Origin of the sequence: Methylobacterium nigriterrae (assembly GCF_037106235.1) — a bacterium.
In the GTDB taxonomy this organism is placed as follows: Bacteria; Pseudomonadota; Alphaproteobacteria; order Rhizobiales; family Beijerinckiaceae; genus Methylobacterium; species Methylobacterium nigriterrae.
In genome coordinates this window covers 55,804-81,530 of the sequence record NZ_JBAWTG010000015.1, presented here as the reverse complement: position 1 = coordinate 81,530, position 25,727 = coordinate 55,804, and the positions used below count along the sequence as shown (strand labels likewise).

Sequence of the window (25,727 nt, the reverse complement as noted above, 5' to 3'; positions counted from 1 at the left end):
GTTCGGGGGATGGGATCGGCCCACCCGGAAGCGGACGCTTGCGATGACCGCAAGGAGTAGGAGCGGGCCTTCGAAGTGGCAGGAGGGCGGGTTCCCGCCACTCCTCCTCGGGGCGCGTGTTCTTATGCCGGCGGCATCTTCGCCGCTGTAAGTTGGGTCCGCATCGTATGCCAATAGTGCCAAAAAGCCGGCGACTCGCAGTTTTGGCACTTTCGGCACTATCGGCACAGCCGCCCAGGTCCCTGGGACAGGACGGGGCGGAGCTTGGTCCTACGGCTGCCCGGCGAGCAGCACGGGATTGACCTCATAGGTCAGAGCCGGCCGACCCCTCGGCGGTTCCTTACCCGAGGGCGTCAGACGGATCAGGCAAGCGTCGGCCAACTCCGAACAGGCCTCCCGCATGTTGGCAGCTTGCCGCAGCAAGCCCCCGACCTCGCGTCGGAGATCCCGCGCGTTGAACACCTGCTCGCCTTTGCTCCTGAGGGAGCGCGCCAGCAGCATGGCCCGCCGCTCCTGCATCGGAATGTCAGCGTCGCCGTATACGCGCTCGGCCATCGGCAAGAAGTAGCCACGGACTATGCCAGCCGCTGCCTCGACAGCCTCCACGGAAATGCACGTCGGCTCTGAGGTCCGCGTGCCGCCGCACCACCATAGGTACTCCAGCACCGCCGAGAGCCGCAGCGTGTGCCCGCGGGCTTTACCCAGAGCACCTGCGAGACGATCGCCGACCGTGTCCGCACGCTGGGCCACTTCACGCCCGAACGCCTCCAGCGCGTCCTCCGCTTCGGACGTGAGCCGAACCTCCTTAGGACCGAGCCGCTCGGTCTCGTCCCGGCCCGGCGGCAGATCCACCAGCCGGGCGAAGTTCGCCTTAGCGAGGCTGTCGTCCTGCAGAGTGCGCGCGAGCGAGAACTCCGGTTTGATCTCGGGCCAGGCCCAGAGCACGCGGGCGGACATCCCATCATCCGGCCCGTCGATGATCAGCGGCAGCTTGTCAGGCTGCACACCACCGAGTAGCCCGACCGAGAGGTGCTCAATGCAAATCGGCTGCGGGTTCTTCACGCGGTCAACCGTGTAGGAACGTCCGCCGTACATCTCGATGGTAAACGCCCGCTCCGAGCCGCCTCCGCCGTACTTGCCGAAGCCACCGAAGAAGCCCGCCAGCTCGTCACGCACGAGCAGAAGACCGCGGGGCAGTACGGCGGCGAGCCCGCCGAGCTTCTCGACTGTCGCATCCGCCACCCGGATGCGCGGGCGCTCGGGTGCATCCGGCGCCTGCGCGTCGGCAGGCATCTCCGGCGGCGCCTCACCGGCTTTCAGCGCGGCTTTGAGCTTGACCTTCCAGTCCTCCAAGCGCGCTTCGCTCGCCTGCAGCTTCGTCGCATAGGCTCGCTGCTGATCCTCGAATCCGAGCGCCATTCGCTCCTCGGCAAAGCTCAACAGCGCCATGACCGCGTCCATGGCCGGCGACTTGGAGGATGAAGGCGCCCCGACCAGAGCGCACCAAAGCAGCGGCGGCTCGGCCCAGGCCGCCCCTGCCTTCGGCCAGCGCACGTTGGCGATGGCTGCACCGACGCAGGCCAGGAGAGCGACCGCGACGTAGTCGACCGGAGCCGAGGAAGCCTTGGCCCTCTCCGTAATCCATTCGGCCCATGGGCCGAGCGCCTCCAGCGGGATCCGAGGTGCCGGACGCCGCCCGCTTCCGAGCAGGGTCAGATCAGGGCTCTCCCATGTTGTCTCTGTGCCGGGGCGGCCCCTGCCCCTCCGCTGGTCGGGCCCTCTGTGCGGCTCGCAGGCAGCCCCGCATTCGGCCGGGTAGTTGAGTGCCGCCTGGTCGTGAGACCATTCGCCGGCGGTGATGGTCTCGGCGGCTTCCGATCCGACACAATCTGTCGCCTGATGGTCCTGGCTGCGCGCCTCCGCGCAGCCAATCACCCCGTCGAAGACGTTCATGACTTCCAGCCTCTCGGTCACGCCGCCCTCCCCTCGTTGCGGGTGTTGCCGATGAGGATGCGGGGCGTGGGCCGGGTCAGCGCCTTGAGGAGCTCGTGCCGGTGTTGCCAGTCCTCGGCCTCGAGAGGGCCGGCGTCGGCAAGGCGCAGCGCAGCGCGGCGGTGATCGAGCAGAACCAGCCCGCGCTGACCCGCCTCGAGCCAAGCCAGTACGTCGCGCCGGATCGGCAGGACATCATCCTCGTGCATGCGGGCCAAGTAGATCGTGTCCTGCCCCAGCGCCCAGGCCTGCCCGAGCCAGGTCGCGGTGCGGCCCGTTGCGGGCTGCCAGGCCGCGATGTCGACCGCTTCGCCGGCCTCGTTGCGGACCAGGAACAGCAGCGCGCGTTCTGCGCCCTGCCCGCGATCGAGATCCGATGCCCAGGCTGCGAACTCGAAGCGTCCGGGCGTGAGCCAGACGATCTCGCCTGCCGGGACCGCTTTGGTCTGCTTGTAGATGCGGAAGGCAGAAGCCTCACGCCCGACGAGGTCAACCAAGTCGCTCGACCGCAGCGGGGTGTGGCGATGGAAGGCCCCCGCGATGTAGCTGGGCGTCATCCGGTTCGCCCACTCCGCCGAGAAGCGCTGGATAGCGCGGCGCGGCTTGGGAGAGTTGCCCCTGTGCGCGGGGCGCGTGTGGCCTGTGACCGCTTTGCGTTGGTTGTCCGTGCGCAGCTTCCGGCGGCGAGCCCGCGCGAACGGATCGGGCGCGCCAACACTTACTTGGCGCACGCTGCGCCTGACGTTATAACATTTCATGTACATACCTCTCTACCCCCGCGCAGGCGCTGCTTGTGCGGGGTTACTTTTCGAAAGTTCGGGGGAAAACGGGCGCTTCAGCGCCCGACGTTGAGGGCTGCTACAGCGTCTTGCTGCCCGCCGGCGGGAGCGCCTGCAGCCAGGCCTCCAAATCGGTGGCCAGGATGAGGGTGCGGCGCCCTACCTTTTTCGCGTGCAGGCGGCCGCGCGCGAGCTCTTCGTAGATCGTCGTGCGGCCCACGCCAGCCGACTTCGCCGCCTCCTGCACCGAGTATCCAGCCCGGTGGGAAACGTTCTTTGTCTCAGTCAATAGATTGCACCTTTTGCCCGGAAAGCGCCGGGAAGCGCGCCCGAATCCCTCGGGATCCGATGACGTTCGCGGACAACGGGCGCGCCTGCACGGACATCAATTACCGGCCGAATTTTTGTCCGGGTTCGACGCCTTGGCAGCAATGTCAGCAGCAAGCTTCGCTCGTCTCTGCTCCGAGGTGGTTTCGTGGGCCCTCCGCACCCGCTTGAAGTTTGCGTCGGGATCCCCGCCTTTCGCGAGGAAGCCCTGGTCCTCGGCAATTTTGACAGCTTTGCGCAAAATCTTATTTTTTTTCTCTCCAAAGTACTTCGCCTGCAAAGCCTCGCACAGCTGAACTACAAACTGGTCAACTTCTTGGACTTTGCCAGATTTGCGCCCCCTTTTCTTCTCTGGTCTGAATTCAGGCTGTGTCTGCTCCAGTTCCAGAGCTATCTTCTCCATCATTAGAAGATGGGCGACCAGGTCGCCGCCCTCCTCCACGAACTCTATGCCGAGCCTCTTGCATAAGCGCTGGCGTGGAGTGCCGGTCAGAACCCCTTCACTGGCGGGACCATCGAATCCACCCTCCTCCGGATGTTCGCTCGTGCCAGCATTAGGCTTTGGACTTCGCCTGCGCGTCATGCTTTCCTTCTCCATCAAGGGCACCGCAATGGTGGGCCCACTGCTCCATGAGTACCCGCCGCTTCGAGAACAAGTCCGTCCGGCGATAGGCCGCCTCAACCTTGTCTTTCAGCGTGTGTGCCAGCGCGGCCTCCGCCACCTCACGTGGCACGCTCGTCTGCTCCGCCGCCCAGTCCCGGAAGGCCGAGCGGAAGCCGTGCACCGTCGCCTCCACCGTCATGCGCCGCAGCACCATCTCCAGCGCCATCGTCGACAAGGGCCGACCACGCCAGGCACCGGGAAAGACGAGGTCGCTCTCGCGCGTCTCGGCCATGATCGCGAGAATTTGTCGAGGTCGAAGCGCGAGCGGTACACGGTGTTCGCGCCCGGCCTTCATCCGCTCCTTCGGCACCGTCCAGACGCCGCGCTCCAGATCGACCTCGCTCCAGAGCGCGCCCATGGCCTCGCCGCTGCGCGCCGCCGTCAGGATCGTGAACTCCAGGCAGAGCGCGCTGTCCGACCCGCTCTCGCGCAGGCGCGCCAGGAAGGCCGGCACCTCCTGATACGGCAGCGCCTTGTGGTGACCGCGCGTCAGCTTCGGGCGCTTGGGCAGTAGATGATCGAGATGGCCCCGCCAGCGGGCCGGGTTCTCGGCCGTCCTGTGACCCTTGGCGCGGGCAGCATCCAGCACCTTCTCGATCCGGCCGCGCAGGCGCGAGGCGGTCTCCGGCACCTTGGTCCAGAGCGGCTTCAGTATGGCGAGGACGTGGTCGGTCGCGATCTGATCGACAGGCACGCCGCAGATCGGCTCGCAGTAGCGCGCGAGCGTCATGCGCCATTGCTCGCGGTGCTTCGGGTTGCGCCAGCCGCTCTCGAGCGAGGCGATCACCTCATCGGCCATCTCGCCGGAGGTTGGCACGCGCTTCTCCGGCTCCACGTTGCGCATCGCGAGCGGGTTGCGCCCGGCCGCGAGGTGGGCCCGCGCCGCGGTCGCGAGTTCCCGCGCCTTTGCCAAGCTGATGCTGCTGGCGCTCCCGAGACCCATCTCGCGCAGCTTGCCGGCGCCGCTCTCGCCGGGCTCCCGCCAACGGTACAGGTACACCCAGCGTCGGCGTGAGCCGTCAGGCGAGATGGCGAGATCCACTACTCAAGCGCGTGCTGCCCCAATCACGCTAACGTCAACTTCCTCGATCTAGGGGAGCCTCAGTCGCAGCCGAGCGTCGATGGTCGCCCACGAACAGCAGCAGGATTTCCGTATTTTTTCCGTACGGAGCTTCCGAACTGACCAGAAGTGCAGCTAATGCATTGATTTTGCTGGCGCGCCCTACGGGAATCGAACCCGTGTTTTCGCCGTGAAAGGGCGACGTCCTGGACCGCTAGACGAAGGGCGCGTGTGCGAGCGAGGGTCCCTATAATCGGCTCGGCCTGGAAGGGCAACGGGCGCCGTGCCGCTTGACGCGGGGAGCGGCGGCCGGTTTGTCGCAGGCCTCGTATGTCGTGCGGGCGGCTCCGCGCCGTGCCTGCCCTGGGACCTGTTGAGAGCATGACCATCCGACGCGACGGCCCCGGCAGGGGCTCGGCCGATTCCAGGAAGCCGCGCGGCAACCCGCGCCCGTCCCAGCGGCGCGCCGGGCCGCCATCCGGACCGCGGGGCGGGCCGGACGACCCGGTCGTGCTCTACGGCTGGCACCCCGTCTCGCAGGCGCTCGCCAACGCGGATCGGCGGCTGCATCGGCTGCTCGCCACCGAGAACGCGGCCGTTCGCCTGACCGAGGAGCTCGGATCATTGCGGATCGCGCCGGAACTCGTGCGCCCGAGCGCGATCAACGCGCTGCTCGGCCCCGACGCGGTGCATCAGGGGCTCTATCTGGAGGCCGATCCCCTCTCCGCCCCGGGCCTCGACGATCTCGCCCCGGACGCGCTGCTCCTGGCCCTCGACCAGATCACCGATCCCCACAATGTCGGCGCCATCGTCCGCACGGCCGCGGCCTTCGGCGTCGCCGGGATCGTCACCACGGCGCGCCACTCGCCGAGCGCCACCGGCGTCCTGGCGAAGTCCGCCTCCGGCGGCCTCGAGCACGTGCCCCTGATCACGGTACGCAATCTCGCCGAGGCGCTGATCGAGCTCGGCGAGCGCGGCTTCACCCGGATCGGCCTCGACTCGGAGGCCGAGACCGCCCTCGACGCGGTCGGGCCCCGCCGGCCCGCGATCATCGTGCTCGGCGCCGAGGGAAAGGGCCTGCGCCAGCGCACCCGCGAATGCTGCGACGTTCTCGCCCGGATCGCCTTCACGGGGGAGATCCGCAGCCTCAACGTCTCGAACGCCGCCGCGATAACGCTCTACGCGCTGCGGCGGCCGGAGGTCTGAGGCGGGGCCGACCGAGCCGGGCGCCCTCGCCCGCCGATCGGTCGCGGCCGCGAAGCGCGCTCAGCGCCAGAACGGTTTCACGTCGATCAGGTCCTCGTGCGCCTCGGCGGCCGCCTCCAGAAGCGCATCGGTGCGGGCCTCGCCGTCGGCGGCAGTGAGGCCCGCCGCGAAGAGGGCGGCTCCGCTCGCCGGCCGCCCGCCGGCCTCCCCGTCGGCGAGGCCGGCCATGACCGCATGCGCCGTGGCGAGGTCGTTGAGCGCGCCGAGGTGGTCCTGCAGGTCCGAGAGCGCCGATGCGAAGGCCTTGTGGCGCTTGCGCGCCTTCTTCGCCGGATACAGCGACGCGAAGAAATCCGCGCCGTAGCGCAGCTTCTTGGCCGCGATCCGCACTCGGTGGCGCGCCTCCGGGTCGAGCCTGGCGAGGTGGCGGCCCCGTCTCTTGACCCGGCGCCGGAACCGCTCCAGCACCTGCGCGGCGAAGCTGCGGGCGGAGGCGTCGCGCTCCGGAGGCGCCGCGAGGCTGAGCCAGGGCCCCGTCTCGATCCAGGTCACGAGGTCGAGGAGGAGGCTGCGCCATTCGGGCGAGGCGAGCGTCGCCAGGACGGCGTCGTGGGCCCTGTCGCGCTCCGCGACGAGGCGCTCGCGCAGGTCCTGCAGCCCGGGCTCGTCGGGACGGCGCGCGATCTCCGCCGGCAGCGTGGTCTCCAGGAAGACGTCGAGGTTGCGGGCCCGCCCGAAGGGCTCGGTGACCCGCTTGATCTCGTCGCGCAGGCTGTCGGAGCGCGGATCCTGCGCGAGGATCGGCTTGAACAGGCTGAAGGCCGAGCGCAGCCGCCGCAGGGCCACCCGGATCTGATGCAGGGCTTCCGGATCGCGCCCGGCCAGGAACACGGCCTCATTGAAGCGCAGGTGCCGCAGGCAGGCCTGCGCGACGAGACGGAAGGCCTGTGCGGCGGTAGCCTCCTCCGGCAGCACGACCGCGCCGGCCTTGCTCGGACGGCGCCACCTGTCCTCGAGACGGGCGAAGCCGCGCTCGCTCTTCGACTGGACGCCGAGCCGCAGGGAGACCGTCTCGGCGAGGCTCTGGGCCATCGCGAACAGGTCGGCCGGGTCGCCCGCCTCCAATTCGAGCTCGAGCTCGCACAGGGGCGCGTCGCCCTGCGGCGTCTCGATCCGGCCCTCGTCCAGGGTCGCGCCGATGCGCGCGGTCCCGTGGCTGACGGAGCGCGCGGTCCGCATCACCACGCTGCTGAATTGCGGCTCGAGGTCCGGCGAGCCCGCCTTGTCGAGGAGGCGCGCGACGGGAGTCCCGGCCAAGGCCGAGACGTCGGGCCGATCGCCAGCGATCTCGGATTCCCATTCGGACCGGTCGAACAGGGCCGCCCCCTCGCCGAATCCGGCCTTGACGGTCTGGACGCGCCGGTCGCCCTGCCGACGAACGCGCAGCGTCAGACCGGCCGCGCGCAGATCGCGCCCTGCCGTGTCGAAGTAGGTCGACGTGACGTGCTCGGCGGTCCCCTCCCCCTGCAGAAGCGGATGGGAGGCGAGCGCGGCAAGATCGGGCCCGTCGCATTCCAGCTTCAACTCGATCTCGCGCGGGGCGCTCATGAGGTTCCGTCCATCTGCAATTCTGAGTTCCGGCCCAACGCGCGCGCAACGCGTCGGTGCCGCCGGATCCGGGACATTCTGCCATGCTTGGTCCCGCCTCGCACGGAGCCGACGGGGACGCCCGGGTCGCGGCGGTCGAGGGGCTCGCCGATCCGGACCGGGCGAGCGCCCCTTCCCTCCGCCGAAGCTCCGTGCAAGGCCGCATTGCACGCAACCTATCCCGGCGGATGCCGTTGTGAGCCGGACGAACGCTGGCGCGCTTTCCGCCGAAGCGGTTGCCGGTTTGGCGATCAGAAAGCGCGCTAGATCAATGGTTTGGAGCATTCTCCAAGATCCAAAAATCACGGACAATGCTCTAGCCTGCCCGGAGCGGGGCGCGAGGACCGGCCCTCCGATCGATCATGGCGGTGACACTACGATGAAGACCCTCCTCGTCGGCGTGATCGGGCACGTCGATCACGGCAAGACGGCGCTCGTCCGGGCGCTCACGGGCGTCGAGACGGACCGGCTGACGGAGGAGCGGGCGCGCGGCGTCTCGATCGTGCCGGGCTTCGCCCTGCTGCGGACGACGCATGGCGGCGAGCCGGCCGAGATCGATCTCGTCGATCTGCCGGGTCACGAGCGCTTCGTCCGGGCCATGATTTCCGGCGCGACCGGCATGCGGGCGGTCCTGCTCGCCGTCGACGCGCGCGAGGGCATCAAGCCGCAGACCGTCGAGCACCTAGAGATTGCCCGGCTGATCGGCGTGCGCGCCGGCGTGGTCGCACTCACGAAGTGTGACCGCGTGGCGCCCGAGCGGATCGGCGGACGCACTGCCGAGGTGCGGGCGGCGGCAGCCCGTGCGGGCCTCGCCGACGTCGCGGTCGTCCCGACCTCCGCCCTGTCCGGCACCGGCATCGATGCCCTCGCCGCGGCCCTCGCGCGTCTCCTCGACGAGGCGCCGCAGCTGGCCGACGACGGATATCCTTACCTGCCTGTCGACCGGGCCTTCCCGCGCCCGGGCTTCGGGGCCGTCGTCACCGGCACCCTGCGCCGGGGCCGTCTGGCGGTGGGCGATCCCGTCGAGGTCACGCCGGGCGGCCTCGTCGCCAGCGTGCGCAGCCTGCAGATCCATGGCCGTTCGGTATCCCAGGTCGAGCCCGGGCGGCGTGCCGCGGTGGCCCTGCGGGGGGTCGGGATCGGCGACCTCCGCCGCGGTCAGGCGCTCAGCGCGCCCGGGATGCTGGCGATGGGCCGGTGGATCGATGTCGTGCTCACGGCCGTGACGAGCGCCGAGCGGCCCCTTCAGGGCGGAACGGATTGCCGGCTCCTGTTCGGCACCGCCGAAGCCTCGGCCCGGCTGCGCCTTCTCGACCGGGATGCCCTCGAACCCGGCGCGACGTGCCTGGCGCAGCTTCGCGCGGACGCGGACATCGCTGTCCCGGCGCGGGAGCCCTTCATCCTGCGGCTCGCATCGCCGCCCGTCACCGTGGCGGGCGGCCGGGTGCTCGATCCCCTGAGCCGGCGGCGGAGGCGCTCCGATCCGCGGGTGAGCGAGCACCTCACCGCCGTCGCGGCCGGACATCCGACCGATACGCTCGAGACGCGCCTGGCCGCGAGCGGTGCCGCGGGCGAGCGGCTGATCGACCTCGCACGCCTCGTCGGGATCGCCCCCGATCGGGTGCGCCGTCGCCTCGGCGAGATCGGCGCGCGCGAGATCGGCGAGCGCTTCCTCGGGGCTCCGACCCTCGCGGCCCTGCGCGAGGCGGTGCTCGCGGCGCTCGCCGGGCATCACCGCGATCACCCGATGGAGCACGGCGTCGCGCAGGAGCGCCTGGTACGGGTCCTGGGCCTCAGCGAGCCCGTGGGCGGTGCCGTCCTGCGGGAGCTCGTCGGCACGCGCGCCGTGGTTCAGGCCGGCCCTCTCTACCGGCGGGCCGATTTCGATCCGGCCGGCAACGAGACCGAGATCGTGCGGGCGCTGGAATCCGTCTACCGGCGGGCCGGCCTGAACCCGCCGGACGAGGCGGTGGCGGTCGGCCGCGACATCCGCCGGCGCGAGGCCCTGACCTACCTCATCGGCGCCGGGACGCTGATCCGGGCGGCGGACCGGGTCCAGAAGCGGACGATCCTGTTCCACCAGGACGCCGTCGCGGCGGCCAAGGCTCGCCTCGCAGCGGCCTTTCCGGCTGCCGCGACGCCCGAGACCGGATTCCTCGCCCGCGAGGCCGGGGCGGCCCTCGACATCTCGCGCAAGTTCTCGATTCCCCTCCTCGAGCATCTCGACGCGGTCGGGTTCACCCGGCGCGCCGGCGACCGCCGGATGATCGTCGGCAGGAGTTCGACGGGCTCCACGAAGGAGGTCCCCGCCTGACGCGGCCCGGCGGCCCGTTCCGGTCGAGGCTTGCCGACGCGCAGGGTCCGTCCCCGCCCCTGTCGGAAAGTCCGCCCGGACGCGCATCTCAGGCATCCGTCATCGCGTCCGTCCGGCGGGAGCAGGCCGCGTAGGTCCCGAGGTGGCGCTCGGCGCAGAGGCGCCAGGGATGGGCCGCGGCGACGCGCCGGCCCGCCTCGGCGAGACGCGCGCGCCGCTCCGGCTCGAGGACCGCCCGGAGGGCGGCGGCGATCGCGCCGCTGCTCTCGGGGTCGACGAAGAGCGCGTCGGAGGGCATCAGGTACTCGGTGAAGGGCGGCCGCGCGGCGACGATGGCCGGCGTGCCGCATGCCATCGCCTCGAGCACGCAGAGGCCGAACCCCGCCTCGAGCGAGGGGAAGACCAGAGCGTCGGCCAAGCGATAGAGGCCCGGCATCGCGGCCTGCGGCACCGGGCCGGTCTGCACCACCGCGCGCCCGATCCCGGCATCGAGCCCCGCGCGCTCGAGAGCGGCGCGGCAGCGGGCCTGGTAGGCGGCTTGGTCGAGGAGGGAGGCGCCCCCGGCGACGAGGAGCTGCGCGCCGGGAAGCCCCGTCCGCAGGGCCGAGAAGGCCTCGACGACGCGCAGCGAGTTCCTGCGCTCCTCGAAGCCCCCGATGCAGAGGAAGACCGGACCGGATCCGAGGCCCCATCGCGCCCGCCAGGTCGCGTCGCTCTCCGCGGGCCCGGGCCCGTAGACGGCCGTATCGACGCCGCTGCCGACCACCTCCGCGGCGAGGCCGAAATCGCGGGCGAGCGTCCCGGCCCAGGCCCGGCTGACGCAGAGGAGGCGGCTCGCGTCGAAGATCGCGCGGTCCTGCCACTGGGCGAGTTGCGGGTCGAGGAAGGCGTCGACGCGGTGGACGGTGCGTGCGAAGCCGTGGATCAGGCGGCGGCGGGCCAGGGTGGCGAGCGCGTTGCCGCCGATGGCGCAATGGGCGTGGAACACGTCGAAATCGCAGGCCGCCGGCGTCGCGAAGTGGCGCAGGTAGTCCTCGATGCGGGCGCGCACGAGTTCGGCCGCTGAGCCGCCGGCGGGCTTGGCCGCCACGGAGACCACGGGGCAGCGGGCGTCGCGGAAGAAGCCGCGGCCGGTGGGGTCGGGGGCATGCACGACGGCCTCGTGCCCGAGGTCGCAGAGCGCCTCGGCAAGCGCCAGCGCGTGCACCGCGCCGCCGCGCGGATTCGTGGAATGCGTCAGGATCGCAATGCGTTGCCGGTCCAGCATGGTGCCCTTCAGGTCCCGCCGCGGCCGACCGGGGACTGGCCGCGAAGTCCCGGACCGCGGCCTCCTCCCTCGAGCGACCCCGGGCGACGCGGCTCGCATCGATCGTGCCGATGCGGGCGGCGGCGATGCCGCGCTCGCGCAAGCGTGCGGTGGCGGGCACGACCACCCGCAAACGAAGGCCCGGCCGGCACGGCGATTGCTCCGCGCTCGATGCGCGACGGGCCGGGTCCGGCCCGCGCCTCTTTCCGGAAGGCACGTCCATGACGGCGAGCGACGGGCGGCGCGGGGGCGCCGGCAGGGACTGGACGCCGGACCTGCGATACTGGGGCAAGCCGCATTACCGCGCGATCGCCGAGGCGCTGACAGACGACATCCTGGCCGGGCGCCTGCCCGTTGCGGCCCGCCTGCCGCCGCAGCGGGTGCTGGCCGAGCGGCTGGCGCTCGACGTGACCACGGTGGCGCGCGGCTACGCCGAGGCGCGGCGCCGGGGCCTGATCGAATCGCGGGTGGGACGGGGCACCTTCGTGCGCGGCCCGGCCCGGCCCGGCTAATCGCCCGCGGGCCGGTCGAGCGACAGCAGGTACTGGACCAGGGCCGCCTGCTCGGTCGCGCTCACCCCCGCCCCCGCATCCGCCCAGTAGGCGTGCCCCTCCCCCGTGACCCGGGCCGCGACGGCGCGCGGCAGCGCGCGGTTCGCCGCCACCACGCGCGCCCGCAGGTCCCGGTCGACGAGGGCGCGCAGGCTCTCGGCGGGGTCGGCCCCGACCGCCGGGTCGAGGAGCGGCGCGATGCCGGGCCGGTGCTCGGGCCCCGGCCCCACCGCGACGCCGCCGTCGTGCAGGTAGGGGGCGGATTCGGCGAGCCCGATCAGGTTCGGCACCTTGTAGCCCCCCGGCGTGCCCGCATGCGCCCAGGCGAGCTGCACCTGCGCGCGCGCCTCGCCCGCGAGCGGCACCGGCACCGGCCGCGTGCCCGCGGGCACCGGGAAGGGGGTGCCGGGGGCGAACAGGTCGGGCGCCCTCAGCGTCGCCTCGGTCCGCGCGAAGGAGCGGGCGCGGGAGGGCTCGGTTCCGATCTCGGGGGCCGGGATCACGCGGTTGTCGGTGTAGGCCGGGCCCGCATGGCAGCCGGCGCAGCCCGCGCGCTCGAACACCTGCCGCCCCGTCGCCAGGGTCTCGGGCCGGGCCGGGCGGGCGGGCGGGCGCAGGCCGTTCTGGAACACCGACATGCCGTCGTTGGCATAGCCGACGCTCTCGCCCGGCGCGGAGGCGACGAGGCCGTTCGTCGTGACGTAGTTGGCGTCGGGCGCGCTCGGCAGCACCGCGTAGCTGTTGAGGCCCGGCGCCCCCGGGGTCGGGTCGGCGGCCTTCAGGATCTCGGACGGTGCCCTGCCGCCCTGCGGATCGAAGCGGAAGCTCGGCGAGGGCGCGCGCTGCAGGAGCGTGCCGAGATAGACCTCGGGGTCGAGGCCGAACAGGGCGGGCGCGGCCTCGGCCTGGGCGGTCGTGTCGGAATTGAGCGCGTGCACGTTGTTGTTGAGCGCCGACAGGCCCCGGAACGGCCCGATCGCCGCGTGCCCGCTCCAGCCGTAGGGGTGGCCGTGCGCGGTGAAGCTCGACGGGATCGAGGTCGGGTTGGTGACGAGGTCGGGGGAGGAATCGAAGCTGCCGGGAGGCCAGCTCGCGGCCTCGACCTTGGCGGCGGCCTCGAGCGCCTCCGGGTCGGGCAGGCGCTCGCGCGTGCCCGACCGCGTCGCGACGGTGCGGTCCGGATCGGTCCGGAACGGGTCGAGCGAGGGCGTCGAGCCGTGCATGTAGTAGGCGGTGGTGTTGGCCGCGAGCGCCATCATCAGCCCGGCATTGAGGTCGCGGTTCGGGGCGCCCTCGACGACCCGGCCAGTCCCCGCATCGACCGCCGCGTGGCAGAGCGCGCAGGTGATGCCCATGCGCACATGGCCGCGGTCGTAGGAGGTCTTGATGCCGAGCGGGAACAGGCTGCCCCGCTCGACGTCGAGGCCGGTAGAGACCAGCTCGCCCACCCGGTAGGTCCGGTCGCCGATCGTGACGGGCCGGGCGACGCGCACCTGCAGGTTCGTGGTGCCCCGCCCGGCGAGCAGCGTCAGCGCGCGCGCCACCTCGTAGGGGCTGAGCGCGCCGTCGAGCATGCCCATCACGTCGGTGAGGAAGACCTCGTTGCCGAAGGTCTCCCGGTAGAAGGCCTCGCGCCCGCGCCGAGCGAGGGCGTCGTCGATGCGCACCGCGCCGGCCTGCGCGCCGGGCGCCCCCTCCCCGGCCGCGACGGCGCGGCCGAGCACGTCGTAGTGCCCCTCCGGCGGGTTGCGCTCGGGGTTGGCCACCGTTGCCGCGTCGGGCATCGGCGCGTAGGCCGCGCGGCCGAGCCCCGCGGCGAGCCCGCCGGCGAGGATCAGGATTCCGGTCGCGGCGAGGAGGCTGCGGGTCGGGCCCATGCGGCGCTGTGATCTCCGGGCGCTCGCCCGGCGTGTCCCGGGCACTTGCCCGGCAAGAACCCGCCCGGCCCCGGGAAGGTTCACGGCGCGGCGCCGTCGCGGCGCGGCGCCGGAACATCGGCGCGCCCGAGGCGGTAGTTCCGGGACCGAGACATCCCAGGAGACGCCACCCTCGATGATACCCGCATGCACCCGCGGCGCGCTCGCGGCTCTGTTCGTCCTGTCGGGCGGCCTCGCGCTGGCCGAGGAGAAGCCTTCCCCGCAACCCAAGGCCGGCGACGCGATGCCGCCCGTCGAGCTCACCATCGACCTCGAGGGTGGCAAGCCCCGCTGCAGCCCGGCGGAGCTGCGCCTGCCCGCCGAGACGAACGTCGCGCTCCGCGTCGTCAACCGGGCCGACCGGCCGGTCACCCTCACGGCGCCGGGCCAGTTCGAGAACCGCAACGTGCTCCACGCCGACGGCGACCTCGTCCACGTGATGAGCAACGAGGGCTACCTCGTGAAGCAGGGCGGCACGGGCACGCTCAAGCTGAGGACGCTCGCGGCCGGCCAATACCCCTACGCCTGCACCGGCGTGCAGGATCGGGTCGCGCCCTTCAAGGGCACGCTGATCCTCGCCCCCTCGGCCGGCTGAGCGCCGAACCCCGACACACCCCAAGGCCCGCACAGGGAAGGCCCGCACAGGAGCGCCGCGCCATGACGAACTTTCCGAAGCCCCCCTTCGACCGCCAGAAGCCGCAGGACCCGCCGGGCCGCGACGCCGAGATGGACCCGCGCCCCGATTACGGCGAGGCGAGCTACCGGGGCTCGGGCCGGCTCGCGGGCCGCAAGGCGGTCATCACGGGCGGCGACAGCGGCATCGGCAAGGCGGTGGCCATCGCCTTCGCGCGCGAGGGCGCCGACCTGCTGATCAGCTACTACGACGAGCACGAGGACGCGAAGGAGACCTGCCGCCTCGCCGAGGAGGCGGGACGCCGGGCGATCCCGCTCGCGGGCGACATCAAGGACCCGGCCCATTGCCGCGCCATCGCGGAGCGTGCGGCGCAGGAATTCGGTCGCATCGACGTGCTCGTCAACAACGCCGCACACCAGTCGAGCGTGCAGTCGGTGGAGGAGTTGAGCGACGCGGAATGGGAGGTGACCTTCGCCACCAACATCCACGCGATGTTCTACCTCACCAAGGCGGCACTGCCGCACATGCAGGCCGGCGCCGCGATCATCAACACCACCTCGGTCAACGCCGACACGCCGAGCCCGCAGCTCCTCGCCTACGCCACCACCAAGGGCGCGATCCAGAACTTCACCGGAGGCCTCGCCCAGATCCTGGCCGAGCGCGAGATCCGGGTGAATTGCGTGGCGCCCGGCCCGATCTGGACGCCGCTGATCCCCTCCACCATGCCGATGGAGAAGGTGAGGAGCTTCGGCTCGCAGGTGCCGATGAAGCGCCCGGGCCAGCCCTGCGAGCTCGCCCCCGTCTACGTGATGCTGGCGAGCCCCGAATCGAGCTACGTCTCGGGCGCCACCGTGGCGGTGACGGGCGGCAAGCCCTTCATCTGAGGGCAACCACGATTCGGATTATTCGTGGATCCCGGGCGAGCCGAGATCCGCGGCGCGGCCCGGTTCAGGCCGCGACCGGCTCGGGCTGCCGGGCGCCGCGCAGGCTGTGGAACAGGTAGAACCCCGTCAGCGCCGTGGCGGCATGGGCCGCGTGCGGCCTGAAGTCCGGGGGCGCGTCCCGCGCCTCCCTGATCACGCCCTTGAACGTCCAGCCCTCGACGAAGCGCGGAATCGGCTGGTCCTGGCGCACGGCGCAGCACAGGCCGGCCTCGGAATCCTTCGCGAACAGGCTGTAGGAGACGAAAGGCTCCTCGACGGGCATGGACAGATCCTCGCTGAACGGATGCCGCACCCAACACGCGCACCGCATCCGTGGCATTTACAAAGGTCAAGGTGACCGGCGAATACCCGAAAAGATCTGCCGCCGCCGATAGTTAGCCAGCGCGCAGACGGGGTACTCCCACGGCCGCACCGAGCCTTCAAGCAAGCTTCCGGCCAAAGGCCACGCTCGCGCCCGCGGGAGCGAAGTCCCGTGGCGGCCGGGCCACGGGGGCGGAGATCCTTCCGGAATCCGGGGGGCTGCACAGGCACGCGGCGGCGCACGAAGAGTTGCGAGGCCCGGACTCCCCAGATTATGAATTTTGAGTTACGAAGTTCCGCCGCATTCAAGTGACAGGGCGAGGGGGATCTTCCGGATCAACCTGTAAGACCGGTATCGAGACGACACCGCAGCACGGCTTCCCGATGATTCCCCCGACGACGTCAGCCTCCACGGTCCGCCACCGCGTGAAGTCCTCGCGTGTCCATCCGCTGCGGGCGCTGGCGCGCGGCGCCGCCCTGCTCGCCGGCCTCGTCGTGCTGCCGAGCGCGGTCCTGGCCTACGCCGACCTCCTGCCCGAGAGTCTGACCGAGGGGCTGGACCTCGTCATGCTCTGGCCGGAGACCACGCCCCCGGTCGAGCTGCCGCACGTGGCCCGGCAGGTCGCGAGCGGCGAGCCCCTGCGGATCGTCGCCTTCGGCTCTTCCTCGACCGAGGGCATCGGCGCCTCGAGCCCGGCTGCCGCCTATCCGGCCCGGCTCGAGGCGGCGCTGAAGCGGGCGCTCCCCCAGCTCGCCGGGCAGGTGCGCGTGCTCAACCGCGGCATCGGCGGCCAGCACGTCGACGACATGCTGGCGCGCCTCGAGCGCGACGTGCTGGCGGCCGAGCCCCACCTCGTGATCTGGCAGACCGGCAGCAACGACCCGCTGCGCGGGGTCGGCCTCGAGCATTTCCGGGAGGTCACCGTGGCGGCGGTGCAGCGGATGCAGGAGGCCGGCATCGACGTGGTGCTGATGGAGCCGCAATGGTGCCCGAAGCTCGACGCGACGCCGGGCGCCTACCGCTTCCGGGACGCGGTGCGGGAGATCGGCGCCGAGCTCGACGTTCCGGTGATCCGGCGCTCGGACCTGATGCGCGAGTGGATCGCCGAGGCGAAGCTGACCCGCAAGGAACTGTTCGCCGCCGACGGCCTGCACATGGCCGATGCCGGCTACGCCATGCTGGCGCGCGCGGCCGCCGACGAGATCCTGCGCGACGCCCGCCACCTGACCGCGGCCGCGGCGGAGTAGGCGGCGCGCCCGTCAGCTCCGCTTCTGCCCCTCGAGGCTGCTCGCGTCGCCGGAGCGGGTCATCGGTGTGCCGAGGCCGCTGGTATTGCCGTCGTCCGGAGGTGCCTGGTCCGCGAAGTTGCGGCGGGCGCCCGCATGGTCGTGGTACTGCTCGGTCTGGACATGGCGCCCGTCGAGGCCGCGCTCGTTGCTGTGGCGGGACTTGTCGCGGTTGCTCAGCACGCTGTTCTCCGGGAGGATGCCCTCCGGCAGCTCCGTCATCGCGCCGGAGCCCGAGCCCTTGCCCTGCGCGCCCGGACCCATGTTGTGCCTGTCGGCCTTCGCCATCGCGTCTCTCCTGTTGCGGTCTCGCGTGGGGTGATGCCGGCCGTCGGCCGCCCGATCGCAGTCGCGCCGGGGCGTCGGGCTGGACAAGAACGTCTCCCGGGAAGGGAAGCCGCGCCCGGGCCGCGCGGCGTCGGAACCGGCAAGCCGGTCATGAGGCCGGTCCCGCGCGTGCAGTCACCAACGTCGCAGGATTCGGACGGTTTCAGCTTGGCTGATCGCTCAGAAGACCCGGACCGACTCCGGCTGGTCTGCCAATAGAGAGCGCCACCTTGTCGCAAATTCTGCCTGCAGCTTGGCGGCAATATCTCCGGAACATCTGCGAAGTCGCCACAGTTGCGTCAATTGCCTCATCGGAAGCGTAAGGAAAACGTGCACATGCCAGCTGCCGCCTTCCGACGGACGTCCGCGATCGGCCTCGCCGACGGGCCGGGCTTCCGGGCATGAGGGACCTGCGCGGTGCCTGCGTGGTGATCACCGGCGCCTCGAGCGGCATCGGGCGGGCGACGGCGCTCGCCTTCGCCTGCCGGGGCGCGCGCCTCGGGGGTGTTCGGGCCCTATCAGGACGCGCCGCTCGACCTCCACCGCCGCACCGTCGAGATCAACCTCATGGGCGGCATGTACGGCGCCTACGCGGTCCTGCCGCGCTTCCTCGCGCAGGGGCACGGCACGCTGATCACCAACATCTCGCTCGGCGGCTGGGCGCCCGCGCCCTTCGCGGCCGCCTACACGGCGAGCAAGTTCGGCCTGCGCGGCTTCACCGCGAGCCTGCGGCAGGAGCTGCGGCGCCACCCGCATATCCATGTCTGCGCGGTCTTCCCCGCCATGGTCGACACGCCGGGACTTGAGCACGGCGCCAACGTCTCGGGCCGGCGAATCGACACCGGCCCGCTCGTCTACGCCCCCGAGGACGTGGCCGAGACCTTCGTGCGCGTGGCGCGCCGCCCCCGCGACGAGATCGCGGTGGGCTGGCCGGCCCGGGCCGCGCAGGCGGCCTACGCGCTGGCGCCGGGGCCGACGGAGCACCTCGCGGGCCTCGCCATCCACCGGATGCTCGACCGGGCGCGGCCCGCCCGCCAGACCTACGGGGCGATCCGCCAGCCCCTACCCGACCGCCCGCGCACCAGCGGCGGCTGGCGCGCGCGGCACGGCGTGCCCTCGGCCCGCATCCTCAGCACGGCGGGCCTCGCCGTGCTCGGGGGCGCGGCGCTGCTGGCGCTCGGCGCCGCGGCGGGGGCGGCGGTGACGCCCCGCCTCCGCCCCGTGCAGGCAGGCCCTCACACCGAGAGCCACTTGCGCACGTCCGCCTCGACCATGGCGGAGCGGGGGCCGGCCTGGACGACCCGGCCGCGGTCCATCACCGCGTAGGCGTCGCAGAGGTCGCGGGCCCACTCGAAATACTGCTCCACCAGCACGATCGCCATCTCGCCCTTCGCGCGCAGGTAGGCGATGGCCCGGCCGATATCCTTGATGATCGAGGGCTGGATGCCCTCGGTCGGCTCGTCGAGGACGAGCAGGCGCGGGCGCGTCACCAGCGCCCGGCCGATCGCGAGCTGCTGCTGCTGGCCGCCCGAGAGATCACCGCCGCGCCGGTGCAGCATGTCCTTGAGGACCGGGAACAGGTCGTAGATCTCGGGAGGGACGTGGCGTTCGGCGCGCTTCAGGGGCGCGAAACCGGTCTCCAGGTTCTCCTTCACGGTGAGCAGAGGAAAAATCTCGCGGCCCTGCGGCACGAAGGCGACGCCGCGCCGCGCCCGGTCGTAGGGGGCGAGCCCCGCGATGTCCTCGCCGCCGAGCCGGATCGCGCCCTTCGAGATCGGCTGCTGTCCGACGATGGCGCGCATCAGCGAGGTCTTGCCGACGCCGTTGCGGCCGAGCACGCAGGTGACCCGGCCCGTCTCGGCGGCGAGCGAGACGCCGCGCAGCGCCGTCGCGGCCCCGTAATGAAGGTCGATGCCCTCGACATTCAGCATGCTCAGCGCCCCAGATAGACTTCGACGACGCGGGGATCGGCCGAGACGGCGTCGATCGAGCCCTCCGCCAGCACCGCGCCCTCGTGCAGGCAGGTGACCCGGCACTGAAGCGCGCGCACGAAGTGCATGTCGTGCTCCACCACCATCACGGCGTGGTCGCGGGCGATCCGGCGCAGCAGCGTCGCGGTGGCCTCGGTCTCGGCATCCGTCATGCCGGCCACCGGCTCGTCGACGAGCAGCAGCTTCGGATCCTGCGCGAGCAGCATGCCGATCTCCAGCCACTGTTTCTGCCCGTGCGAGAGGTCGGCTGCCGGCCGCTCGCGGTGGGCGAGGAGCCCGACCGTGGCGAGCAGCTCCTCGACGCGGGCCGCCTCGACCCGGTTGCGCCAGCCGAACAGCGAGGCCATCGCCGCGCGCGGGCCCTTCAGCGCCAGCACGATGTTATCGGCCACCGTGTGGCTCTCGAACACGGTGGGCTTCTGGAACTTCCGGCCGATGCCGAGATCGGCGATGGCCGGCTCGTCGAGGCGGGTAAGGTCGTGCACGCCGTCGAACATGGCCGCGCCCACGTCCGGCCGGGTCTTGCCCGTGATCACGTCCATCATGGTGGTCTTGCCGGCCCCGTTCGGGCCGATGATCGCCCGCATCTCGCCCCGCGCGAGCGTCAGCGAGAGGCCGCGCAGCGCCCGGTAGCCGTCGAAGGTGACCTGGACGTCGTCGAGATAGAGGAGCGTCCGGGTGAGCCGGCGCTCGGCGGCGGGGCCTGCCCCGGCGATGGTGGTCTCGGGGATCAGGAGGTCGGCCTCGCTCATCGGCCCTGCCCTTCCTCGGCGAGACGCGGGGCGATCTCGGGCTCGGGCGGCAGCTTGGCGGCCGCGCGCCGGCTGCCGAAGCGCTCGACCGCGGTGCCGACGATGCCCTTGGGCAGGAACAGGGTGACGAGCACGAACAGGGCGCCGAGCGCGAACAGCCAGGCGTCCGGCAGCGCGCCGGTCAGCAGGGTCTTGGCGTAGTTGACGAGCACCGCCCCGAGCGCCGCCCCGACGAGCGTGCCGCGCCCCCCGACCGCGACCCAGATCACGGCCTCGATGGAGTTGGCCGGCGCGAACTCGGAGGGGTTGATGATGCCGACCTGCGGCACGTAGAGGGCGCCGGCCACTCCCGCCATCATGGCCGAGACCACGAAGGCGAGCGTCTTGTAGGCCTCGGGGCGGTAGCCGAGGAAGCGGGTGCGGGGCTCGGCGTCCCGCACCGCGATCAGGACCTTGCCGTAGGCCGACACGGTCATGAAGCGGGCGATCAGGTAGCCGAGCGCGAGCGCGAGCGCGGTCGCCAGGAAGAGCGCGACGCGCACCCCTTGCGCCTGCACGGGGAAGCCGAGGATGTCCTTGAAGTCGGTCAGCCCGTTGTTGCCGCCGAGCCCCATGTCGTTGCGGAAGAAGGCGAGCATCAGCGCGAAGGTCATGGCCTGCGTGATGATCGACAGGTAGACGCCCGTCACCCGCGAGCGGAAGGCGAGCCAGCCGAACACGAAGGCGAGCACCCCCGGCGCGAGCAGCACCATCAGGGCCGCGACGGGAAACCGGTCGAAGCCGAGCCAGTACCAGGGCAGTTCCTTGTAGTTCAGGAACACCATGAAGTCGGGAAGGACCGGGTGCCCGTAGACGCCGCGCGGCCCGATCTGGCGCATCAGGTACATGCCCATCGCGTAGCCGCCGAGCCCGAAGAAGGCGCCGTGGCCGAGGGACAGGATGCCGCAATAGCCCCAGACGAGGTCGAGCGAGAGGGCGAGCAGCGCGAAGGCGAGGTACTTGCCGAACAGCGAGACGAGGTAGGTCGGCAGGTGCAGCCCCGAACCCTCGGGCAGGCCGAGATTCAGGAGCGGCACCAGCAGGCAGACCGCCGCGAGCACGCCGAGGAAGATCCAGCCCTTGAGATCGATCAGGGTGCGGGGGGTCATGTTGCGTGTCTCTCGCGGGCGCCCGCGCGCTTCGGGACGCGATTTCCCGTCCAGGCCCTCATCCTGAGGTGCCCGCGGCAGCGGGCCTCGAAGGAGGGCTCCAGGGATCGCGAGGCCGGCCGGAGGGCTCCTTCGAGGGCGCCGCTCCGCGCCGCCGCCTCAGGATGAGGATGATGGGTGGGAGAGAAGCCGATCGTGCTCACGCCTCCACCGCCCGGCCCTTGAGCGCGAACAGGCCGCGCGGGCGCTTCTGGATGAACAGGATGATGAAGACCAGGAGCCCGATCTTGGCGAGCACCGCGCCGAGATACGGCTCGGCGAGCTTGTTGGCGACGCCCAGCGTCAGCGCCGCCACCAGCGTGCCCCAGAGGTTGCCGACGCCGCCGAACACCACGACGAGGAACGAGTCGATGATGTAGCCCTGGCCGAGATTCGGCGAGACGTTGTCGATCTGCGAGAGCGCCACGCCCGCGATGCCCGCGATCCCGGAGCCCAGCCCGAAGGTGAGCGCGTCGACGAGGGGCGTGCGGATGCCCATGGCGGCGGCCATGCGGCGGTTCTGGGTCACGGCGCGCGTCTTCAGCCCGAACGCGGTCCTGCGCAGCACGAAGAGCAGGCCCAGGAACACGACGAGCGCGAAGGCCACGATCCAGAGCCGGCCCCAGGTGACCGAGAGGCCGTAGAGGTCGAAGGCGCCGGTCATGAAGCCGGGCGAGCTCACCTCGCGGTTCGTCGGCCCGAAGATCGAGCGGACCCCCTGCTGCAGCACGAGGCTGATGCCGAAGGTGGCGAGCAGCGTCTCGAGCGGGCGCCCGTAGAGGAAGCGGATCACGCCCCGCTCGATCGCGACCCCGACCGCGCCCGCCACCAGGAAGGCCGCCGGGATGCTGAGGGCGAGCGACCACTCGGAGAGGCTTGGCGCGTGCGTCCGGATCGCGCCCTGCACGAGGTAGGTCGTGTAGGCGCCGAGCATCACCATCTCGCCGTGCGCCATGTTGATGATGCCCATCACTCCGAAGGTGATGGCGAGCCCGATCGCGGCGAGGAGCAGCACGGAGCCGAGCGAGATCCCGTACCAGACGTTCTGCGCCGCCCCGATCACCGCGAGCCGCGTCTCGATGCCCGAGATGCCGCGGGCGGCCGCCACCCTCACGGCCTCGCTCGGGTCGGCCGACAGCCCCCGCAGCAGCCCCAGCGCGTCGCCGTCGCCGCGGGCCGCGATGGCGGGAATCGCCGCGAGCCGCTCCGGCTCGGCCGTGCCGGGCCGGGCCAGGATCACGGCGGCCCGGGCCTCGCCGAGCGCCCGCTTCACGCCGGCATCCGCTTCCTTCGCCAGCGCGGCGTCGAGGGCCGGCAGGGCGGCCGCGTCGCGGGCCTTGAACACGGCATCCGCCGCCTCGCGGCGCTTGCCCGCGTCGGAGCTCGTCAGGTTGAGGCCGCCCATCGCGGCCTCGATGGCGCGGCGGACCTTGTTGTTCGCGCGCACCGGCCGCAAGCCCTCGGCGCTCGCCGGCGCGCCGGTGCGGGCCTCGACCGTGCCGCCGCCCTCCCGGATGAACAGCGCCCTGTCGGCGGGCCGGTAGAGGAGGCGCCCGTCGGAGAGCGCGGCGATCACGGCGCCCGCGCGCGGGTCGCCGCTGACCGCGAGCCCCGCGATGCCGGCCTCGATGTCGGCGTAGCCCTCGCTCGCGAGCCTCGCATAGGCCGCGTCGGCCGGCGCCTGGGCGAGGGCAGGACCGGCGAGCGCCAGGCACAGGAGGAGGGCGAGAAGGCGGATCATCGGGGTGCCTCTGCGGGGTGGCCCTGCCTTCGAGGCCAGTCATCGGTGCGGCTCGAAGCCCCCTCTTCCGTGCGGGAGAGGGCTGGGGTGAGGGAGGCGCTTGATCCGGAGATGCCGTCTCCCTCACCCGGTCCGCTGGTGCGGACTCGACCTCTCCCGAACGGGAGAGGCGGCCCGCGCTCAGTCCGGCCGCCTCACGCGCCGCCGCACTTCTTGGTCTTGGTGTTGTAGTTGCCACAATTGAGCGTCACCCAGTCGGCTTCGAGGTCGCGCGAGCCCTCGAGCTGCTTCGACCACGCCTCGCCGGGGATCAGCCCCTCGGTCTTCCAGACCACGTCGAACTGGCCGTCGTCCTTGATCTCGCCGATGAAGACCGGCTTCGTGACGTGGTGGTTCGGCAGCATCTTCGCCGTGCCGCCGGTGAGGTTCTTCTGCTCGGTGCCGGGCAGCGCCGCGATCACCTTGTCGGGATCGGTGGTGCCGGCCTTCTCGACCGCCTTCACCCACATGTTGAAGCCGATGTAATGGGCCTCCATCGGGTCGTTGGTGACGCGCTTGCCGTTCCTGGTGAAGGCGCGCCACTGCTCGATGAAGGCCTTGTTGTCGGGCGTGTCGATCGACTGGAAGTAGTTCCAGGCGGCGAGGTGGCCGACCAGCGGCTTGGTGTCGATGCCAGCGAGTTCCTCCTCGCCCACCGAGAAGGCGACGACCGGGATGTCGGTGGCCTTGATGCCCTGGTTGGCGAGCTCCTTGTAGAACGGCACGTTGGCGTCGCCGTTGACGGTCGAGACGACGGCCGTCTTCTTGCCGGCCGAGCCGAACGCCTTGATGGCGGCCACCCGCGTCTGCCAGTCGGACTGGCCGAAGGGCGTGTAGTTGATCGAGATGTCCTCGGGCGCGACGCCCTTCGCCTTGAGATAGGCTTCGAGGATTTTGTTGGTGGTGCGCGGGTAGACGTAGTCCGTGCCTTCCAGCACCCAGCGCTGCACCCCCTCCTCCTTCATCAGGTAGTCGACGGCGGGGATGGCCTGCTGGTTCGGGGCGGCACCGGTGTAGAAGACGTTGCGCTCGCTCTCCTCGCCCTCGTACTGGACGGGGTAGAACAGGATCGAGTCGAGCTCCTTGAAGACCGGCAGCACGGATTTCCGCGAGACGCTGGTCCAGCAGCCGAACACCGCCGAGACCTTGTCCTTGGCGATCAGCTCGCGCGCCTTCTCGGCGAAGAGCGGCCAGTTCGAGGCGGGATCCACCACCACGGCCTCGAGCTTCCTGCCCAGCACCCCGCCCTTCCGGTTCTGCTCCGCGATGAGCATCAGCATCGCGTCCTTGAGGGTGGTCTCCGAGATCGCCATCGTGCCGGACAGCGAGTGCAGGATGCCGACCTTGATGGTCTCCTGCGCGGCGGCCGCGCCGGAGGTGAGGATTCCGAGGGCGATCCCGCCCGCGAGCGCGGCGGCCGAAGCCCAGCCCCGCACCGTGGCCCTGCGCGTGAGATGCATCGTCTTGCTCATGCCGTTCCCCTGCCCTTTTCGGGTGCAGGCCGGCATGGCAAGCGATGTGCCAAGATCCGCCGCCGGGCGGTCCGGAGGCTAAGAAATAGGCGGACGCCGCGGCTGCGTCCGGATTCGGACCGCAAATCCCCGGATCTGCGGTTGTGCCGGGGCCGGAAGCGGTTGAATCAGGGCAGGCATGGCCAGAAAACAGGCAATGCCTGCACGCGGGCTGGTCACGGGCCGGCCGGCGGCCCGGTCAGCTGCCCCGGTAGGTCTGATAGCTCCAGGGGCTCGCCACCAGCGGCACGTGGTAATGACCCTCCGGCTCGGCCACGCCGAAGCGCAGGGTGACGAGGTCGAGGAAGGGCGGGTCGGGCAGGTCGAGGCCGGCGCGCCGGTAATGGTCGCCGAGGCCGAAGCGCAGCTCGTAGGTCGCGACCGGCACCGGGCGGCCCGCGATCAGGGGCGCGTCGGTGCGCCCGTCCGCATTGGTCTCGGCGCGCGCCACCACGACGGATTCGGTCGCCGAGACGAGCTCGGCGAGTTCCACGGCCACGCCCATGGCCGGGCCGCCCCGCACCGTGTCGAGGACATGGGTGGAGAGGCGCCCGGCGACCCTCAGGGCGCCGGCCCCCGTCACCAGCGCGTCGAGGCGGAGCGCGGCGATGCGCAGGACCTCGGCCTCCGCACTGCGCCGCTCGGTCTCGGGGTCCGAGGCGAGGCGCGCCTCGAACCGGCGCAGGAGCGAGGCGCGGCCGTGGCGCCTGACGCAGAGGATGAAGGGCAGGCCGAAGCGCTCCCGATAGGCCGCGTTGAGGGCCTCGAAGCGGGCGAACTCGGCCTCCGACAGGCGGTCGAGCCCGGCCGCGGCCTGCTCGGCGATCGAGGCTTGCGCGATCCGGCCGGCCCGAGCCGCGCGCCCCGCGAGCTCCGGATGCCCGGTCAGGAGGGCGAGGCGGCGCGCCTCGGGCGCCGCCGCGACGGCCTCGCGCAGGGCGGAGAACAGGGCCTCCACCGTGGCGAAGGGGCGCCGCGCGGCCGCCGCCTCCGCGACCCAGGGCGCGTGCTCGAAGACGGCGCCGAGATGCGCGGTAAATTCGGCGGCCGGGGCCGCGTTGAGGGCGTCGAGGCTGATCGTCATGCGGTCTCAGGGTCCCCTCGGCGGCATCCTTCCGGACGGCTATCGGCCTGCCTGTTCAATCGAGAATTGATTTTGTGCAGTAGATCAATCCTCGATGTATGACTTTGCGGCAACATCCGCGATGAACAGCGCGCCGCGACTGAAGAGACGCCTTCATCGCATCGCTCG

At 71.5% G+C, this 25,727-nt stretch carries 22 protein-coding genes, 1 tRNA gene and 1 pseudogene; 7 read left to right on the top strand and 17 right to left on the bottom strand.

The window, feature by feature from the left end; genetic code table 11:
* Window positions 1-270 precede the first annotated feature (270 nt).
* From WDW90_RS10960 to WDW90_RS10935, 6 genes are all read right to left on the bottom strand, one after another.
* Window positions 271-1,974, bottom strand: a complete 1,704-nt coding sequence (locus WDW90_RS10960; protein ID WP_336487416.1) for a DUF3987 domain-containing protein — start codon at window positions 1,972-1,974, stop codon at window positions 271-273.
* Window positions 1,971-2,549: a hypothetical protein gene (locus tag WDW90_RS10955; protein ID WP_336487415.1), complete on the bottom strand. Its 579-nt coding sequence runs from the start codon at window positions 2,547-2,549 to the stop codon at window positions 1,971-1,973. The genes WDW90_RS10960 and WDW90_RS10955 overlap by 4 nt, the downstream gene beginning before the upstream one ends.
* 301 nt (window positions 2,550-2,850) lie before the next feature.
* Window positions 2,851-3,018: a helix-turn-helix domain-containing protein gene (locus WDW90_RS10950; protein WP_336487414.1), complete on the bottom strand. Its 168-nt coding sequence runs from the start codon at window positions 3,016-3,018 to the stop codon at window positions 2,851-2,853.
* A gap of 138 nt (window positions 3,019-3,156) precedes the next feature.
* Window positions 3,157-3,696 (bottom strand): hypothetical protein, encoded by a 540-nt coding sequence (locus WDW90_RS10945; RefSeq protein WP_336487413.1) that lies wholly within the window; start codon window positions 3,694-3,696, stop codon window positions 3,157-3,159.
* A complete protein-coding gene (locus WDW90_RS10940; protein WP_336487412.1) occupies window positions 3,653-4,804 on the bottom strand; it encodes a tyrosine-type recombinase/integrase in 1,152 nt (383 codons plus the stop codon). Before WDW90_RS10940 ends, WDW90_RS10945 begins: the two co-directional genes overlap by 44 nt.
* 171 nt (window positions 4,805-4,975) lie before the next feature.
* Window positions 4,976-5,051: transfer RNA gene (locus WDW90_RS10935), tRNA-Glu, on the bottom strand.
* A 152-nt stretch (window positions 5,052-5,203) separates the two neighbouring features.
* Between WDW90_RS10935 and rlmB the strand changes: the two genes are divergently transcribed.
* Complete coding sequence (gene rlmB / locus WDW90_RS10930; protein ID WP_336487411.1) at window positions 5,204-6,028, top strand: 23S rRNA (guanosine(2251)-2'-O)-methyltransferase RlmB; 825 nt, start codon at window positions 5,204-5,206, stop codon at window positions 6,026-6,028.
* Between the two features lie 60 nt (window positions 6,029-6,088).
* On the opposite strand, the gene WDW90_RS10925 is transcribed toward rlmB, so the two are convergent.
* Window positions 6,089-7,636, bottom strand: a complete 1,548-nt coding sequence (locus tag WDW90_RS10925) for a CYTH and CHAD domain-containing protein (protein ID WP_336487410.1) — start codon at window positions 7,634-7,636, stop codon at window positions 6,089-6,091.
* A gap of 418 nt (window positions 7,637-8,054) precedes the next feature.
* On the opposite strand from WDW90_RS10925, the gene selB reads away from it, so the two are divergent.
* Complete coding sequence (gene selB, locus WDW90_RS10920; RefSeq protein WP_336487409.1) at window positions 8,055-9,989, top strand: selenocysteine-specific translation elongation factor; 1,935 nt, start codon at window positions 8,055-8,057, stop codon at window positions 9,987-9,989.
* A gap of 88 nt (window positions 9,990-10,077) precedes the next feature.
* Here the strand turns inward: selB and WDW90_RS10915 are convergent, their stop codons facing one another.
* The gene (locus WDW90_RS10915; RefSeq protein ID WP_336487408.1) at window positions 10,078-11,256 is read right to left on the bottom strand and encodes an MSMEG_0565 family glycosyltransferase; all 1,179 of its coding nucleotides are present in this window, start codon (window positions 11,254-11,256) and stop codon (window positions 10,078-10,080) included.
* A 260-nt stretch (window positions 11,257-11,516) separates the two neighbouring features.
* On the opposite strand from WDW90_RS10915, the gene WDW90_RS10910 reads away from it, so the two are divergent.
* Window positions 11,517-11,807, top strand: a complete 291-nt coding sequence (locus WDW90_RS10910) for a GntR family transcriptional regulator (protein WP_431311015.1) — start codon at window positions 11,517-11,519, stop codon at window positions 11,805-11,807.
* Here the strand turns inward: WDW90_RS10910 and WDW90_RS10905 are convergent.
* On the bottom strand, window positions 11,804-13,723 hold the full coding sequence (locus tag WDW90_RS10905; protein ID WP_336487407.1) for a cytochrome C oxidase Cbb3: 1,920 nt from the start codon (window positions 13,721-13,723) through the stop codon (window positions 11,804-11,806). The genes WDW90_RS10910 and WDW90_RS10905 overlap by 4 nt on opposite strands.
* A 175-nt stretch (window positions 13,724-13,898) precedes the next feature.
* On the opposite strand from WDW90_RS10905, the gene WDW90_RS10900 reads away from it, so the two are divergent.
* The gene (locus WDW90_RS10900) at window positions 13,899-14,357 is read left to right on the top strand and encodes a cupredoxin domain-containing protein (protein WP_336487406.1); all 459 of its coding nucleotides are present in this window, start codon (window positions 13,899-13,901) and stop codon (window positions 14,355-14,357) included.
* 62 nt (window positions 14,358-14,419) lie between these two features.
* Window positions 14,420-15,280, top strand: coding sequence for an SDR family oxidoreductase (locus WDW90_RS10895; RefSeq protein WP_336487405.1), 861 nt, complete (start codon window positions 14,420-14,422; stop codon window positions 15,278-15,280).
* A gap of 64 nt (window positions 15,281-15,344) precedes the next feature.
* On the opposite strand, the gene WDW90_RS10890 is transcribed toward WDW90_RS10895, so the two are convergent.
* The gene (locus WDW90_RS10890) at window positions 15,345-15,602 is read right to left on the bottom strand and encodes a hypothetical protein (RefSeq protein ID WP_336487404.1); all 258 of its coding nucleotides are present in this window, start codon (window positions 15,600-15,602) and stop codon (window positions 15,345-15,347) included.
* 464 nt (window positions 15,603-16,066) lie between these two features.
* On the opposite strand from WDW90_RS10890, the gene WDW90_RS10885 reads away from it, so the two are divergent.
* Window positions 16,067-16,888: an SGNH/GDSL hydrolase family protein gene (locus tag WDW90_RS10885; RefSeq protein WP_336487403.1), complete on the top strand. Its 822-nt coding sequence runs from the start codon at window positions 16,067-16,069 to the stop codon at window positions 16,886-16,888.
* Between the two features lie 12 nt (window positions 16,889-16,900).
* Here the strand turns inward: WDW90_RS10885 and WDW90_RS10880 are convergent, their stop codons facing one another.
* Window positions 16,901-17,215: a hypothetical protein gene (locus tag WDW90_RS10880; protein ID WP_336487402.1), complete on the bottom strand. Its 315-nt coding sequence runs from the start codon at window positions 17,213-17,215 to the stop codon at window positions 16,901-16,903.
* A gap of 440 nt (window positions 17,216-17,655) precedes the next feature.
* Here WDW90_RS10880 and WDW90_RS10875 point away from each other — a divergent pair.
* A pseudogene (locus tag WDW90_RS10875) lies at window positions 17,656-18,451 on the top strand (SDR family NAD(P)-dependent oxidoreductase); the annotation flags it as partial.
* A 38-nt stretch (window positions 18,452-18,489) separates the two neighbouring features.
* Here the strand turns inward: WDW90_RS10875 and urtE are convergent.
* The 6 genes from urtE to uraD form a co-directional block, all read right to left on the bottom strand.
* Complete coding sequence (urtE, locus tag WDW90_RS10870; RefSeq protein WP_336487401.1) at window positions 18,490-19,185, bottom strand: urea ABC transporter ATP-binding subunit UrtE; 696 nt, start codon at window positions 19,183-19,185, stop codon at window positions 18,490-18,492.
* Between the two features lie 2 nt (window positions 19,186-19,187).
* On the bottom strand, window positions 19,188-19,997 hold the full coding sequence (urtD, locus tag WDW90_RS10865) for an urea ABC transporter ATP-binding protein UrtD (RefSeq protein ID WP_336487400.1): 810 nt from the start codon (window positions 19,995-19,997) through the stop codon (window positions 19,188-19,190).
* Window positions 19,994-21,145 carry an urea ABC transporter permease subunit UrtC gene (gene urtC, locus WDW90_RS10860; RefSeq protein WP_336487399.1) on the bottom strand — a complete coding sequence of 384 codons (1,152 nt, stop codon included), beginning with the start codon at window positions 21,143-21,145 and terminating at the stop codon, window positions 19,994-19,996. The genes urtD and urtC overlap by 4 nt, the downstream gene beginning before the upstream one ends.
* Window positions 21,146-21,344: 199 nt before the next feature.
* Complete coding sequence (urtB, locus tag WDW90_RS10855) at window positions 21,345-22,925, bottom strand: urea ABC transporter permease subunit UrtB (protein WP_336487398.1); 1,581 nt, start codon at window positions 22,923-22,925, stop codon at window positions 21,345-21,347.
* A gap of 194 nt (window positions 22,926-23,119) precedes the next feature.
* Entirely contained in the window at window positions 23,120-24,436 is a 1,317-nt protein-coding gene (gene urtA, locus WDW90_RS10850; protein WP_431311014.1) for an urea ABC transporter substrate-binding protein, read from the bottom strand.
* Window positions 24,437-24,674: 238 nt separating this feature from the next.
* Entirely contained in the window at window positions 24,675-25,559 is an 885-nt protein-coding gene (uraD, locus tag WDW90_RS10845; protein WP_336487397.1) for a 2-oxo-4-hydroxy-4-carboxy-5-ureidoimidazoline decarboxylase, read from the bottom strand.
* Window positions 25,560-25,727: the final 168 nt, after the last annotated feature.

Bases quoted from the DNA above. Each gene is read 5' to 3' on its own strand.
- WDW90_RS10955 (WP_336487415.1), bottom strand. From the start codon at position 2,549: ATGACGCCCAGCTACATCGCGGGGGCCTTCCATCGCCACACCCCGCTG.
- WDW90_RS10945 (WP_336487413.1), bottom strand. From the start codon at position 3,696: ATGGAGAAGGAAAGCATGACGCGCAGGCGAAGTCCAAAGCCTAATGCT.
- rlmB (WP_336487411.1), top strand. From the start codon at position 5,204: ATGACCATCCGACGCGACGGCCCCGGCAGGGGCTCGGCCGATTCCAGG.
- WDW90_RS10925 (WP_336487410.1), bottom strand. From the start codon at position 7,636: ATGAGCGCCCCGCGCGAGATCGAGTTGAAGCTGGAATGCGACGGGCCC.
- selB (WP_336487409.1), top strand. From the start codon at position 8,055: ATGAAGACCCTCCTCGTCGGCGTGATCGGGCACGTCGATCACGGCAAG.
- WDW90_RS10915 (WP_336487408.1), bottom strand. From the start codon at position 11,256: ATGCTGGACCGGCAACGCATTGCGATCCTGACGCATTCCACGAATCCG.
- WDW90_RS10910 (WP_431311015.1), top strand. From the start codon at position 11,517: ATGACGGCGAGCGACGGGCGGCGCGGGGGCGCCGGCAGGGACTGGACG.
- WDW90_RS10905 (WP_336487407.1), bottom strand. From the start codon at position 13,723: ATGGGCCCGACCCGCAGCCTCCTCGCCGCGACCGGAATCCTGATCCTC.
- WDW90_RS10900 (WP_336487406.1), top strand. From the start codon at position 13,899: ATGATACCCGCATGCACCCGCGGCGCGCTCGCGGCTCTGTTCGTCCTG.
- WDW90_RS10895 (WP_336487405.1), top strand. From the start codon at position 14,420: ATGACGAACTTTCCGAAGCCCCCCTTCGACCGCCAGAAGCCGCAGGAC.
- WDW90_RS10890 (WP_336487404.1), bottom strand. From the start codon at position 15,602: ATGCCCGTCGAGGAGCCTTTCGTCTCCTACAGCCTGTTCGCGAAGGAT.
- WDW90_RS10880 (WP_336487402.1), bottom strand. From the start codon at position 17,215: ATGGCGAAGGCCGACAGGCACAACATGGGTCCGGGCGCGCAGGGCAAG.
- urtE (WP_336487401.1), bottom strand. From the start codon at position 19,185: ATGCTGAATGTCGAGGGCATCGACCTTCATTACGGGGCCGCGACGGCG.
- urtD (WP_336487400.1), bottom strand. From the start codon at position 19,997: ATGAGCGAGGCCGACCTCCTGATCCCCGAGACCACCATCGCCGGGGCA.
- urtC (WP_336487399.1), bottom strand. From the start codon at position 21,145: ATGACCCCCCGCACCCTGATCGATCTCAAGGGCTGGATCTTCCTCGGC.
- urtB (WP_336487398.1), bottom strand. From the start codon at position 22,925: ATGATCCGCCTTCTCGCCCTCCTCCTGTGCCTGGCGCTCGCCGGTCCT.
- urtA (WP_431311014.1), bottom strand. From the start codon at position 24,436: ATGAGCAAGACGATGCATCTCACGCGCAGGGCCACGGTGCGGGGCTGG.
- uraD (WP_336487397.1), bottom strand. From the start codon at position 25,559: ATGACGATCAGCCTCGACGCCCTCAACGCGGCCCCGGCCGCCGAATTT.